The organism is Paenibacillus sp. LjRoot153, assembly GCF_964253085.1.
In the GTDB taxonomy this organism is placed as follows: Bacteria; Bacillota; Bacilli; order Paenibacillales; family NBRC-103111; genus Paenibacillus_E.
Genome location: NZ_CAXUQH020000001.1, coordinates 4,113,280 through 4,126,408, shown reverse-complemented (window position 1 = coordinate 4,126,408; position 13,129 = coordinate 4,113,280). Strand labels below are relative to the sequence as shown.

Sequence of the window (13,129 nt, the reverse complement as noted above, 5' to 3'; positions counted from 1 at the left end):
CAATGAAACAATTGATTACAGTACTGCTTAGCATTGCATGGTTTTGTAATATGGGAGGGCAGCTCGCATACCGTTTCTGCCGGTAAAGGAGATTTGGCCATAAAGTATAAAATCGGACAAGCAAAGGCGGAACGAAATGGTCAAACCGCCACACTGGACTACCCGGGTAAAATTATAGATGGTTCTACAATGATGCCTGTTCGGTTTGTTGCGGAAGCATTCGGGGCAGCAGTTGGATGGGATGAGAGCACAAAGACGGTCAACATATCTTCACCGCCAAAGCAGCTAGCTGAGATCGTTCGTGTCCTTGACGGCTTCTATCTTGAAGTCAAGTATCAGAATTTTAGAGGTGAAAATGTTCAAGAAAACGTACGGCTTGCCGGCATAAGTCCGATACATAACGGGATGGATGCAACCGTATATACGCAAAAAATACTCCCAATCGGATCAAAGGTGCTTATTGAAGCTAGAGGATCCCGTGACCGTAATAAACACCTTCGTGCAGATGTTTATTTATCGGACAACTCTTTGTTGAATGCCAAATTGGTTGCTGACGGTTACGCCATCCTGTCTGCGAATTTAAAGGACGAGAAGCTGAATGCGATGCTCGTTTCTCTCCAAAGGGAAGCAAAGGTACAGAAGAGCGGTTTATGGGCGCAGCAAGATCAGGCCGGCCTTCCAACTACAATCAAGAAAGTACATCCGTTCAAGGGTTAGCGGCGAAGCCGATTGTTATATGGACGTAGTGGTGTCTACTCAGTCAGATTTAGGAACTACACAATCCGTATGCAGGTCTGACAATCAACGAGTATTATCGAGATTTAGGTGCCGATCGGAGATATTTATTTCCTTTACGTGTTTTCGAGGGTTTTCGACAGGAGGGGGGCTAAGAGGTATGAGCTCCTAGAAATAAACTTATACGAATATGACAATTGTCACCTCGAATCGATGACTTGACTCACTTTTGAAGCACTCCGTTAAAGGTGATAATAAGATTATAAAATCCTTTAAGGGAGTGTTCATTACTATGAATTCAACAGTATCAATGATAATTTCGGCCTTAATTTTCTTTTTCATCCTACGTGGACAATTAAGTGGCATGAGTAAACCACTTAAAAAATCAGGAATAACATTACTGCTGCCTATTTTATACATTTCTACTTCGCTTATGCAATTGTTTGATCCATCTCTGCATATTCACGAAGGGCAAGTAATCATTGCTTTGTTGATCGGCATAATTGTGTCGATTCCACTCATTGTGACGACCAACTTTGAAGTTCGAGACAATGGCAACACGTATATTAAGCGTAACAAAACAATCTTTGTGCTGCTGATCGTGATCTTTGCACTGCGTTTCCTTGCGATTGCGACTATAAACTCAATCAATCCAAGCACGCTTAGTTTTATGTGCAACCTAATGACCTTTGGCTACATCGCAACTTGGCGTATCATCAGTTTTATTAAATTCAGAGGTGTCAGCTCTTCAAAGCAAGCTGTGCTGAGTGTTTAACACAGCAATGAAACGAGCAGCAACTTTCTTGATCGTTCACGGATTCTTAGCAGGGACTGCCTTGCGATAGGTTAATAACTCGGAGACGGTAACAAACCGATACCCTCTCTTTTCCAATTCAGGCAAGATTTTTTTAAGAGCCTCAATAGTCTGAGTATGTCCTTCCACGTAATCGTGGAACAATACGATATCCCCGCTGCTCGAATTGTTTAATACTTTATCTACAATTTTACTGACCCCTGGCGTACTCCAATCCTTCGTATCTAAATGCCAAGACCACATTATCATTTGATAACCTTCTTGCTTGACAATACTGACTAACCTCTCGTTATAAAAGCCTCCAGGGGGACGAAATAAATGACATCGAATCCCGGCGACGGAGAAAATGGTTTCCTCTGCTTTATTAATTTCATTTTTCATGTTTGTCCGTTTAGAAAGAAAAGCATGGCTATATGTATGATTGGCTATCTCATGTCCTTCGTTTACTTCTCGTTTGAGCACGTCAGGAAAAAGTTTTATTTTATTCCCGACCACAAAAAAAGTGGATTTAGCATGATACTGCTTGAGCAAGTCCAAGATCTGAGGTGTATATCTCGGATGAGGACCGTCATCGAATGTTAAGGCGATCACTTTCTCATCGGTAGATATTTCCCAGACGACTTCTCCTCTCGTTTCATAATAAGACCGGTCTTTGTGGGGAGCGGCGTAACCAACAGACTGAAATAACAAAAAACAAATACAAAAATTTAGGATCGTTCTCATTGTTGCCTCCTGATTTTAGTTCAATTTTCAATATTAGGATGCACCAATTGTTTAAATTAACTCGGTGAAAAAGAATAGAATATTCGACTTATTAGAAATATTAAAGTAAGAAATTGGCCTAAAAACTATTGGAGAAAAGTTACATGTCTGTAATATTGAAATGCTTAGGAGGAGCTTGCCATGTGGGCAGCTCCTTTTTTTGTTCATTAAAGCAACGGGCAGATATGCCTAAGAATCGTTCTACAAATAAAGATTAGCGATATTGTCGCTGTTTCAATTTCCAGCCGCCTCGAACGGACCAGAAGCACATGTGCGAATTATTTAAAACATTTTGAGTAAGAAGGTTGGGAAGTCTAGTGGCATATTAGGGATAACACTTCTGGATGTACCTAGTAATCAAGCATAGTTTCCTCCCCCACTGAATACTTCAATTACAAAGGCCGAATTGCGGTTATTAGGGGGGAGAACAGCATGAGGAAAGATTGGCTTAGCGGGATTATGCTTTCACTGGTACTCGCATTGTCCGCTTGTTCGTCATCAGATGTCGTAGTCGAGTCGCCAAATCCATCGGAGCAGCCGTCTCCGGTCGCGACAGAGGCAGTGCCGATTGCCGCGCCGGGGCATACACCCGAGCCTACGGTGTCGCCGCCAGTGTCATCGAGCACGCCTGCACCTAGTCAGGCACCTGCATTTGATCCGCCTGTGCATTTCGAGTATCCCGATGCAGTGCGCGGTATTTATGTAACTGGCTGGTCAGCTGGCGGTGCTCGCATGCCGAAACTGCTGTCGCTTGTAGACAGCACCGATCTCAACGCGATGGTGATCGATATCAAGGATGATGATGGCTATATTACGTTCAAACCGAACGGGAAGCTTGCCGAATTCGGCCAGCCTTACATCCGCGATCCTGGGGCACTTATGAAATTGTTGGAGGAGCATCACATTTATCCGATTGCGCGTATTGTATCTTTTAAAGATACGGTTCTTGCGAAAAAACGCCCAGATCTTTCGTATATGGATGGCAGCAGCCTTTGGCGCAACGGAAATGGTGACGGGTTCATTAACCCGTTTCTGAAAGAAACGTGGGAGCATAATGTTGATGTCGCTAAACTTGCGGCAGAGCTTGGGTTCAAAGAGATTCAATTCGACTACGTACGCTTCCCAGAAGGCTTCGAAAGCCGAGATAAATCATTGACCTATTCGATGGGTGACTATAAAGAAAAGAAGCCATCAAAATTTAAGGAAGAGGAAAAAACATATGCCGAAGCTTCAAAAAAATATGAAGCGGATATGGCTGCTTTGCAAATCAAGCTGACTGAGGCCACGAATACGTACAATGCAGATAAAACGGATACGAACAAGAAAGGGTTGGATGATGCGCAGAAGAGCGTAGTAGTCCAGAAAAAAGAGGCACCTAAAGCACCAGATTTCAGCGAGAAATCAAGGTTAACGCAGCTTCGCGTGGATGCGGTCAGTGACTTTGTCGCTTACGCGAAGGAGCAGCTGGGTCCATACGGCGTCAAAGTGTCCGTCGATATTTTCGGCTACTCGGCGACGCTACCGGAAGCGCCAGGGATTGGGCAAAATTTTAACCGCATATCAAGCTCTGTGGATGTCATTTCCTCGATGATTTATCCAAGTCACTGGTCGGATGGCTATTTCGGCATACCTAAGCCTGATAAAGAGCCTTATCGCCTTGTCGCCGAATATATGAAGGCAGAGAAGAAGAAGTTCGGCGAGATGCAAAAGCCGCCTCTTTCGCGGCCATGGATTCAAGATTTCACTGCAAGCTGGCTGGGCGCTGGTAATTACATCAAATACGGAAAGGCCGAAGTGAATGAGCAAATTAAAGCTTTGAGCGACGCGGGTGTTCGGGAATACCTAATATGGAATGCTAATAATTCGTATTCAGAGGGGGTTTCCTATATCCCGTAAAAAGAGTTAAATCAAGGGCAGGCTCTAGATGAGAGCTTACCCTTTTTTTGTGCCCATCATGGAAGCTATGATAAGAACATTGTTCGAATACCGACATATATAAAAACTAACCGCTAAACTAAAGGGCAGATATGTATATTCGGGCCCAGACTCTTAATGTACTGACTCTAGAAGAAGTGAGAGAGATTAACAAAGTTATAATAAACAATTCGTATAAAAAATGTGTGGGAAGAGAAAAAGTAGCATTACTGGAAGCATTGTCTTATTTTAATTGGAGTTCGCCTTCTTCAGTCCATTTAGGGCATCATTCAGGTAGGGTAAGCGGATCAACTTTAAAAAAAGAAATCTTTTTTATGAAAGTGACAAAAGAGCTTGGGAACTTTTCACCGACCCCAGGGAATGCAGATCGGGGAAGTAACTAAAGACGGGAGGAGGATTGATGATAATAAATGGATCGTGGTTTTGGGGAAATACAAAGAGACACATTGATCCCAATATTCCTGGTTTTCATTGGCGTGATCATGGGCGCGGTGCAATCATATACTTCGTTGAAAATCAATCTATCTTAAATATTTACGCTGAGATGCCAGGAGTAAAGGAATATGATGTTCTTGTTTTCGGGGAGACAGAACATTTGAATAAGCGCTATTATCCGATTGAGCGTAGGATCGAGATCATGCCTTTAGATGACCGTTTAAGGATTCAAGAGTTGTTAGTCCAATGGTTAGCGAGTAGAGGAATGCGTCATGATATTAACGTAGGGAAGTAACTTGAAATAATACGGCTGTTGATTCAACTAAAGGATAACCGATAGTTAAATATTTGAAGGGCTGCCGCGTGGCGGCCCTTCACTCCGCTAACGGGCAGTAGTGTTTGGTGTAAACTTAAAATGCTTAGTCTGTTAAGAGATACTTTGGAAAATAACACTAAGGACCTCAAAATAATTTGGATAATAATATACTGAAAATTAGGTGAAATACAGTATTGAGGTGAGATTACTTATCATCTGTTGGGAGACATTAAAGTTTTGAAGTAGACAATAAAGTCTTGAAGTAACAAATTAAGTTTTGAAGCAAAGTGGGCGTTCACTCTATTTGGTGAACGCTTATTACATTTTCTTGTATTGAGGGCCTTTTTTTCTGAGCAATGTCGGATTACATAAGATTTTATAGGTTCACCTTATTATTTAAGTACATCACCTGTCAATTTACATAACAATAAGTTTACATTAATAGAGATTCATCGAAGGGGGGGTTCCATTGATCTCATTTCGTCAAGTAGAGAAGCATTACGGCGATTTTCATGTTCTCAAAGGAATTAATCTTCAGATTCAGCAGGGCGAAGTCGTTGTCGTCGTAGGTCCATCCGGTTCAGGCAAGAGTACACTTCTAAGGTGCATTAATCGTTTAGAGACCATCACAAGTGGGGAACTTGTCGTGAATGAGTACAAGGTCAGCGACAAGAAGATGGATATGAACAAGCTGCGTCGAGAGATCGGCATGGTATTCCAGCATTTCAATCTATATCCGCACAAGAAAGTGATTGATAACATTACGCTTGCACCACTGAAGGTGCGCGGTATGGCTAAGAAAGAAGCCGAAGAGGTCGCGATGTACTATCTGAATAAGGTAGGTATTCAGGATAAGGCATACAGCTTTCCTTCGCAGTTGTCCGGTGGTCAGCAGCAGCGTGTCGCCATTGCAAGGGGGCTTGCGATGAAACCAAAGATCATGTTGTTCGATGAGCCGACTTCAGCCTTGGATCCGGAAATGGTTGGTGAAGTTCTAGATGTAATGAAAGCGCTCGCCCATGAAGGAATGACGATGGTTGTGGTCACACACGAGATGGGCTTTGCCCGAGAAGTAGCTAATCGCGTAGTATTTATGGACAAAGGTCAGATTGTCGAAGAATCGCCTCCAGATGAATTTTTCGTTAACCCGCGTGAAGAAAGAGCGAAACTATTTCTGAATCGTGTACTTAACCATTAAATAAGGAGATGAACGAAACCATGATGTCAAAAAAGTGGAATTTCATATTTATGTTGACAACCATATTCGCATTGGCAGGGTGTGCCTCTACAACGAGTGTAACAGGTGGCGAATCAAACACTCCAGCAGCAAGCGTTGCTCCAAGCACTACGAAGCCAACTGGTGGGACAACTGTTCTGGATGAGATCAAAAGTAGAGGCAAAGTCGTCGTTGGTGTGAAATATGATACGAAGCTGTTTGGTTTGAAAAACCCGACCGGAGGCGAGGTTGAAGGCTTCGACATTGACATCGCAAAAGCACTAGCCAAAGAAATTCTCGGCGATGAGAAGAAAATTGAGTTAAAAGAAGTAACCTCCAAGACGCGTATTCCGATGCTCGATAACAATGAAATTGACATGATTGTTGCGACGATGACGATTACCGAAGAGCGTATGAAGCAAGTTGAGTTTTCTCAGGTGTATTTCAAAGCCGGACAGTCCTTACTCGTCAAAAAGGGCAGCCCTATTAAGAGTGTCGCGGATGTTAAAAAAGGAACGAAGGTACTGGCTGTAAAAGGCGCCACATCCGTTGCCAATATTAAAGCGAAATCTCCGGATGCCACCATACTGGAGTTTGATAATTATCAAGATGCATTCAGCGCTCTGAAAGCAGGTCAAGGCGATACGTTGACCACGGATAACGCCATCCTCTATGGCATGATGGAACAGGATAAGAACTTCGAAGTAGTCGGTGAACCGTTCACAGATGAACCTTACGGTATCGCGATGAAAAAAGGTGAAACAACGCTTCAAGCCGCAGTGAATGAAGGACTGAAGAAGCTGGAGTCAAGCGGTCAATACGCGAAAATTTACGAGAAATGGATCGGCAAAGCGCCATCCAAATAACAGGAATAAGAGGAGAGATGGGTGGCTGCCGCTGCCCATCTTCTGTCTATTAGGGGGGAGCACATGCTAGATTTCTCGATTTTTACTGACTATTTTGATATCTATATGAAGGGCTTCTTTAACACGATCATTGCCAGCGTTATAGCTTTAATTGGCAGCTTTGTGCTGGGTACGATCATTGCAATTTTTCGTATCGGATCGGTGAAACCGCTGAAATGGTTAGGTACGGCCTATGTGGAGTTCATTCGAAACATTCCGCTCTTGCTGGTTGTTTTTGTATTCTTCTATGGGCTACCTTCTATGGGCATTACCCTAAGTGGATTCGTATGCGGAACTTTAGGTCTTACGGTATATACGGCATCTTTTATTGCGGAAGCGATCCGAGCTGGTATTATGTCGGTGCCTAAAGGCCAGTCTGAGGCTGCACAATCCTCGGGACTAACGTATCTTCAAACGATGTGGCATATCGTCCTTCCGCAAGCAATCAAAATTGTGATACCCCCGCTCAGCAACCAATTCATAAACCTCGTTAAGAACTCATCCGTACTAGGCGTATTCGCAGGCTTTGATCTCATGTATTTCGGCGATCAGGTTGCAAGTGAAACTTTTGCTACGTTCGATACCTATATCTTCGTTGCTGTGCTATATCTAGTACTGACGCTGCCTTTAAGTTACATGGCTTTACGTCTGGAACGAAAATTAGCTCGTACGGACTGACTTTAAGAGGGGGTGAACGAATGGATATTATACATGCCTTTTCAGCAGATAATGTAAGATTTGTATTTGAAGGCTTCTACATTACGCTTAAAGTCGCAACGATCTCTATTGTTTTGAGCTTTATCGTGGGATGTGTCGTCGGCACAATTCGGTATACGAAGCTGACGGTGGTATCCCCAATTCTAGCTATCGTTGTCGAGCTCATACGCAATTTACCATTATTGTTAATCATATTTTTTGCGCGATTCGCCTTACCAGATATCGGTATCAAGTTTGGAGCCATGAATGCAACTATTTTTGCCTTAACGTTATTTGAAGGCGCAATGATCGCAGAGATTGTGCGAAGTGGCCTAAATTCCATCGATAAAGGACAGATTGAAGCGGCGCGTTCTTCAGGACTAAGCTATGTGCAAACACTCTGGCATATCGTCCTTCCGCAGGGGCTGCGCCGTATGGTGCCACCATTGGTGAGTCAATTTATTTCCCTGTTGAAAGATACTTCTCTTGCGATTGTTATTTCATTGCCTGAATTGATGCATCATGCGAAAATAGTAATTGGACAAAACTATAATTATACCATGCCCATTCTATTTTTAGTGGCTCTTCTGTATTTTGCTGTGAATTATGCGCTCTCGCTAGCAGCTCGCAGGCTGGAATCAAGAATGGTGTAAGAGAATGTGACATAGAAGAGGTGTCTTCGTATCAAATTGCACTTACTGTAGGGGGTGAGCGCCTGGGACGATTGAAGAACGAAGGGCTACAAATGATTCTCATCGCTATTGTGACGGCAATTGCCGGCGAGTTTAAAATAACACCTTTCAGTGGTGAAGTGTTTAGAATCGGACTTGGCAGCAGTGCCTTTCTTCTCTGCTTGTTGTTGATGAGGCATCTGCCTTATGTGTATACAGGTATAATTACTGGCATCACTGTTCTGCTATTTCGGATGTTAGAGGATGGTATTATTTCGCATGGAGCCTTATCTTACAGCGCGAGCGCGCAAATGCATTTATCAGCCACGTTTTATTATATAGCCTATGCGATTGCCATGAGCTTGATTAAGCACAAATGGGATCGTTTTCACCCCTTTATATTAGGATAATTCTTATCTGTTATTGACCTCATGTCAAATGAACTGGAATTACTGGCGCGCAGCTTCATTTTTCATTCACCGTACCTGTTTTCCCAGCAATTCGTGTTTATTACCGTGACCGCTGTCGTACGAAGTTACTTTGTGGTCGGCATCTATAGTAGTGTAACCATTAATCAGATGCGAGTCTTACATATTGAGCAACAAAAGCGTATTGAGCAAATGCTAAATACGAATAGCGGTTTGTATGGCGAAGTATTTTACTTACGAAAGTCAATGGAAACCATTGAGCAAATAACGGCGAAGAGCCATAACTTATATGAAAAAGTTAATGGTACGGGGTTAAAAAGCTATGCTCGCACCATTTTGGGAATTACCCAGCAAATTCATGAAGTAAAGAAGGATTCTCAACGAATCCTCGCAGGTTTGTTAAAGCTGTTTGATCGGGATTTCGCAGCCGAAATGAGGCTGGCTGAAGTTGTGGAATTCGCCATCAAGTCCAACCTTGGATACAGCACTATGATCGGAAAAAAGATTCAAATTACAAGCGACATTCAAACGGACTACTACTCGGATCAATTTATCCCGCTTTTAACTGTACTCAATAATCTCGTATCTAATGCTGTGGAAGCTATTGAAGATCACGGATTAATCCGTGTAGGGGCTTATGAGCAGGGGTTTGAGACAATCTTGACCGTATCCGACACGGGTGTCGGCATTTCTGAACAGGATAAAGAGATGATTTTTGCACCTGGTTTCACAACGAAATTCAATCAGGAAGGCTTTGCTGCGACAGGGATTGGCCTCTCTCACGTTAGAGATATTGTTCATTCTCTAGGTGGGGACATTCTTTTGCGCTCTGACGAGCCGGGTTCTCAGACCTCTTTTGTAATTACCTTTTTGACCAATACGTTGAAAAAAGGAGCATAGAGATCATGCTGTCATTCGGAATAGTAGACGATGATGCGGTAAGCAGACTGATGCTGCAAAAAATCATTGAAAAAGGTGGTCTAGGCGAAGTCGTAGGGACAGCAGACAGCGGCAGCGAAGGAGAAAAAGTTCTTCTGGAAACGACGCCGGATGTCGTGCTCATTGATTTACTAATGCCGGATCAAGATGGAATTGAGACCATTATTCGATTGAAGGAGCGCGGTTATCAAGGAAAGTACGTGATGATTTCGCAAATTGAAAATAAAGAAATGATTGGTAAGGCTTATCAAGCTGGTGTTGAATTCTATATTCAGAAGCCGATCAATAAGATTGAAGTTGAAGCAGTCCTGTCCAAGGTTAACGAGCAGTGGAAGATTAGCCGCTCCTTGAAGGAAATCCAAGAATCTTTAACCAAGCTAAGTCTACTGCACACAGGTTCAGAGAGTACGCGTAAAAAACGAAGCGTCCGTGAAATCCTACAGCCGATTCTCATGGATATAGGGATAGTAGGTGACAGCGGTAGTCGCGATGTGATGGACATTATGGAGCATCTCATTCGTCATCATAGAGGGGAAGGAATCCCACCCCTGAAGGAGCTCTATGAAACTGTAGCCCGCTGCCACAAGGTAAATGAAGCGAACGTAGAGAAAGAAGGCAAAGCTGTCGAACAGCGAATTCGTCGAACCGTTTTGGCTGCGTTAACCCATATAGCGAGTATTGGCTTGACGGATTACGGCAACCCCAAGTTTGAGCATTATGCGACTCTTTATTTTGAATTCCAGGATGTGCGTATGAAGATGAAAGAAATCGATGAGAATTGGAAGCCGGAGAAGGGTAAGGTTAATGTTAAAAAATTTCTACAAGTCCTGTACCTGGAAGTCACCGACAAATTGCGCAGCGAGCATTAGGATAAGTAGGAAATTAGGTCAGAGCTATACATTTCTCATCTTAGGAATAACAAACTTGAGTGCTTTTAGATCCCCGTCAGCTGCGCGGTTTTTTTTATTTTAAGGATGTAAGTTCTTGTCTTTTTCGCAAGACAAGAACTTGTATCCTTTACCGATAGTGGACAAGAACAACGTATTATTTGCCACAATGTGAAATGAATCAACAAGAAGCAATTTGTTAACAATCTTAACTGGTTGGTTGATGGAAGGTCATAACCTGTTGCGCTAAACCAGCAAATACTTTATCAAGATTTTTCAATAGAAAATGGGGAAGATGGTGCTATATTAATTACTGGGCATAAAAACAAGGAGTAGTTCAGCCTAAGCAGCTGCTCCTTGTTTTTTTTACGCTAAAGGTCAGTATCGAACAATTGAAATATTTGGTAAAGCGACTATGGACCGAGCTTAAGGCCTGGAAAAGTATCGCGGAAACTTAGGTGTTAGACCTAAGGCGCAGAAAGGGGAGGTACATGAGAATGAAGATAATCACCGCCACCCCCTCCAGGGATAACAAGTACCATGGCCAAGGACCCAGATAATTAAGCAGCGTATCATCGGATGGTTTTTCTGCGACGAAAAGGTAGTTTCCTCCTGTTATCCAATTTAAAGGGATGATTACTGCCAAAAGAGCGTTCATAAGCAGAAGCACTCTCCAAATCGAACGCCACGTTGGCCGATAGCCATGTACCCAAGTCATATACAAGGCAACCCATACAATGGCGCCATGACCGATAAAAAAGTAAAAATAAGTGAAATGGGGAAATCCGGACAGGATGGCCGCCGGTGTCAGCAATGCCTGTATGGCACCGCCGGCACCTGCAAAGTATAAAAATTCATAAATCCGATAAAATGGAAAAAGCAGTATGACGATGGTCAAGATGTAGCTGATACTGCATAGCTGGAGGGGAAGGGACTGCTCTATGGAAAATTGTTCGAAATAAAAATACCATCCGTACAGTAAGACTTCAAACCCGATGAGGACTGTGCAAAGTCCAAACCTGATTCTTTTCTTCCAGGCGTCTTGGCGAAGCGAGTTTTTAAACCGATATAGCAGCAGAACCAGTAAAGCTATTCCAACAAGCGGAAGAATATGTTGTGGAGTATACATAGCAAAAGGATACTCCGATTCCGAAAACCAGTCCATAAAAATCCCCTTCCTTTTAATTGGAAATGTATGTAGCTATTCTGCGAACTATTTTATCCATACTTGAAATGGTACAAACCTGAATGATGCACAGAAACATTGGGTTTAGTTTCAACTAAAAGAACCATCCTTCGGCAGCCTATTCACCTAAATGGCAGGTTACGTTAATTGCTGTAGAAGATACCCTTTGCAATTGGCTTATTCTTTACCATATCTCGCCCAAGTGCACATATGTATGGAATTGTATAATAAAGAACGTGCCTTGAAAAAATCACTTGTTGGTATTATCATAATGTTTATGTATTCGGGAGGTGGTAGACCATGGCAAATCATGTTGCCGGGACTAGCTTAACTCATGCAAAGCCTTATTATTGGGGCGATTCTTTGCATGAGGCGAACATTTGAGATAACATCGCCCAGGCCGAGCATGTATCGTTTCTAATAATGGGCTTTGCACCTTATTTTCATTTTCAATTAATGATAAGGGGCTGAGTACGTCATGAACGGATCATTCATTAGAAACCATCAGTATAATTTTATTAAAAAGCAAATCGGCTATCTGCAGCGTACGTGCCAAAGCGTTTCCGACCGCAAGGTCGTAGAAGCCGTCCGGGATAGCACGGAGTTTAAGATTATGGAGCTATTTATGGATGCAGAGGGGATCCAAAGAGAGCTATTAAGTAACATTTCCGCGCTGCAAACCGCAGAGGATTTCGAGCAATATCTCCGGTCATTGGAATCCTATATAACAAATTTTCCACAAGTTACGGAAAAACAGATCCGGAAGTTGTTTCATAAGAATAAAAAGTTGCCGATTCCCGATTTGACCATAGATTACCAGTATTTGACTTACCTCGGATGGATCAGCATCTCCACGGGTAAATTATTTCTGGTGTACCCTTTAGACGGACAAATCGTAGGGATTGAAGGTAAGTTTATCCCTACGAACAAAAAAGGTGTCTGCTTTTTATGCAACAAGCATGAAGAGCTCGCGTTATTTACTGCGGTATCCAAATCGAGACCAGCTCATTCTTCCCCGGATTATTACAAGGCGGTTGGCAATTACTTGTGCATGGACAGTCAGGAATGCAACAAGAACATCACGGATGTCACCGCACTCGAAAGATTTATTCAAGACGTTTTGAAATAACGAAGAGAGCTGCAGCTGTTATCAAGACCAAAATTTAAAATACTCAGATTACATAAAGGGTTTCACATATTAGAT

15 protein-coding genes are annotated in these 13,129 nt (G+C 42.7%); 13 read left to right on the top strand and 2 right to left on the bottom strand.

Features of this window, described 5'->3' with window-relative positions; all coding sequences use genetic code 11:
- Positions 1 to 33 precede the first annotated feature (33 nt).
- A complete protein-coding gene (locus tag ACSQ8P_RS17720; RefSeq protein ID WP_436236365.1) occupies positions 34 to 717 on the top strand; it encodes a stalk domain-containing protein in 684 nt (227 codons plus the stop codon).
- Positions 718 to 1,027: 310 nt separating this feature from the next.
- On the top strand, positions 1,028 to 1,510 hold the full coding sequence (locus ACSQ8P_RS17715; RefSeq protein ID WP_436236364.1) for a CcdC protein domain-containing protein: 483 nt from the start codon (positions 1,028 to 1,030) through the stop codon (positions 1,508 to 1,510).
- Between the two features lie 36 nt (positions 1,511 to 1,546).
- On the opposite strand, the gene ACSQ8P_RS17710 is transcribed toward ACSQ8P_RS17715, so the two are convergent.
- The gene (locus ACSQ8P_RS17710) at positions 1,547 to 2,272 is read right to left on the bottom strand and encodes a polysaccharide deacetylase family protein (RefSeq protein WP_436236363.1); all 726 of its coding nucleotides are present in this window, start codon (positions 2,270 to 2,272) and stop codon (positions 1,547 to 1,549) included.
- A gap of 471 nt (positions 2,273 to 2,743) precedes the next feature.
- On the opposite strand from ACSQ8P_RS17710, the gene ACSQ8P_RS17705 reads away from it, so the two are divergent.
- The 10 genes from ACSQ8P_RS17705 (at position 2,744) to ACSQ8P_RS17660 (ending at position 10,721) form a co-directional block, all read left to right on the top strand.
- Positions 2,744 to 4,207 carry a putative glycoside hydrolase gene (locus tag ACSQ8P_RS17705; protein WP_436236362.1) on the top strand — a complete coding sequence of 488 codons (1,464 nt, stop codon included), beginning with the start codon at positions 2,744 to 2,746 and terminating at the stop codon, positions 4,205 to 4,207.
- Between the two features lie 131 nt (positions 4,208 to 4,338).
- Entirely contained in the window at positions 4,339 to 4,629 is a 291-nt protein-coding gene (locus ACSQ8P_RS17700) for a hypothetical protein (protein ID WP_436236361.1), read from the top strand.
- 17 nt (positions 4,630 to 4,646) lie between these two features.
- Positions 4,647 to 4,976 carry a hypothetical protein gene (locus tag ACSQ8P_RS17695; protein WP_436236360.1) on the top strand — a complete coding sequence of 110 codons (330 nt, stop codon included), beginning with the start codon at positions 4,647 to 4,649 and terminating at the stop codon, positions 4,974 to 4,976.
- Positions 4,977 to 5,466: 490 nt separating this feature from the next.
- Positions 5,467 to 6,195, top strand: coding sequence for an amino acid ABC transporter ATP-binding protein (locus ACSQ8P_RS17690; RefSeq protein WP_436236359.1), 729 nt, complete (start codon positions 5,467 to 5,469; stop codon positions 6,193 to 6,195).
- 20 nt (positions 6,196 to 6,215) lie between these two features.
- Positions 6,216 to 7,079, top strand: coding sequence for a glutamate ABC transporter substrate-binding protein (locus ACSQ8P_RS17685; protein ID WP_436236358.1), 864 nt, complete (start codon positions 6,216 to 6,218; stop codon positions 7,077 to 7,079).
- A gap of 63 nt (positions 7,080 to 7,142) precedes the next feature.
- The gene (locus ACSQ8P_RS17680; protein ID WP_436236357.1) at positions 7,143 to 7,796 is read left to right on the top strand and encodes an amino acid ABC transporter permease; all 654 of its coding nucleotides are present in this window, start codon (positions 7,143 to 7,145) and stop codon (positions 7,794 to 7,796) included.
- A 20-nt stretch (positions 7,797 to 7,816) separates the two neighbouring features.
- Entirely contained in the window at positions 7,817 to 8,467 is a 651-nt protein-coding gene (locus tag ACSQ8P_RS17675) for an amino acid ABC transporter permease (RefSeq protein ID WP_056623904.1), read from the top strand.
- A gap of 20 nt (positions 8,468 to 8,487) precedes the next feature.
- The gene (locus ACSQ8P_RS17670; protein WP_436236356.1) at positions 8,488 to 8,895 is read left to right on the top strand and encodes a hypothetical protein; all 408 of its coding nucleotides are present in this window, start codon (positions 8,488 to 8,490) and stop codon (positions 8,893 to 8,895) included.
- A 21-nt stretch (positions 8,896 to 8,916) separates the two neighbouring features.
- Positions 8,917 to 9,813: a sensor histidine kinase gene (locus ACSQ8P_RS17665; RefSeq protein ID WP_436236355.1), complete on the top strand. Its 897-nt coding sequence runs from the start codon at positions 8,917 to 8,919 to the stop codon at positions 9,811 to 9,813.
- Positions 9,814 to 9,818: 5 nt separating this feature from the next.
- A complete protein-coding gene (locus ACSQ8P_RS17660) occupies positions 9,819 to 10,721 on the top strand; it encodes a response regulator (protein WP_436236354.1) in 903 nt (300 codons plus the stop codon).
- Between the two features lie 472 nt (positions 10,722 to 11,193).
- Here the strand turns inward: ACSQ8P_RS17660 and ACSQ8P_RS17655 are convergent, their stop codons facing one another.
- Positions 11,194 to 11,904, bottom strand: coding sequence for a YwaF family protein (locus ACSQ8P_RS17655; protein ID WP_436236353.1), 711 nt, complete (start codon positions 11,902 to 11,904; stop codon positions 11,194 to 11,196).
- A 499-nt stretch (positions 11,905 to 12,403) separates the two neighbouring features.
- On the opposite strand from ACSQ8P_RS17655, the gene ACSQ8P_RS17650 reads away from it, so the two are divergent.
- Positions 12,404 to 13,054 (top strand): FusB/FusC family EF-G-binding protein, encoded by a 651-nt coding sequence (locus tag ACSQ8P_RS17650; RefSeq protein ID WP_436236352.1) that lies wholly within the window; start codon positions 12,404 to 12,406, stop codon positions 13,052 to 13,054.
- The last annotated feature ends 75 nt before the right edge of the window (positions 13,055 to 13,129 follow it).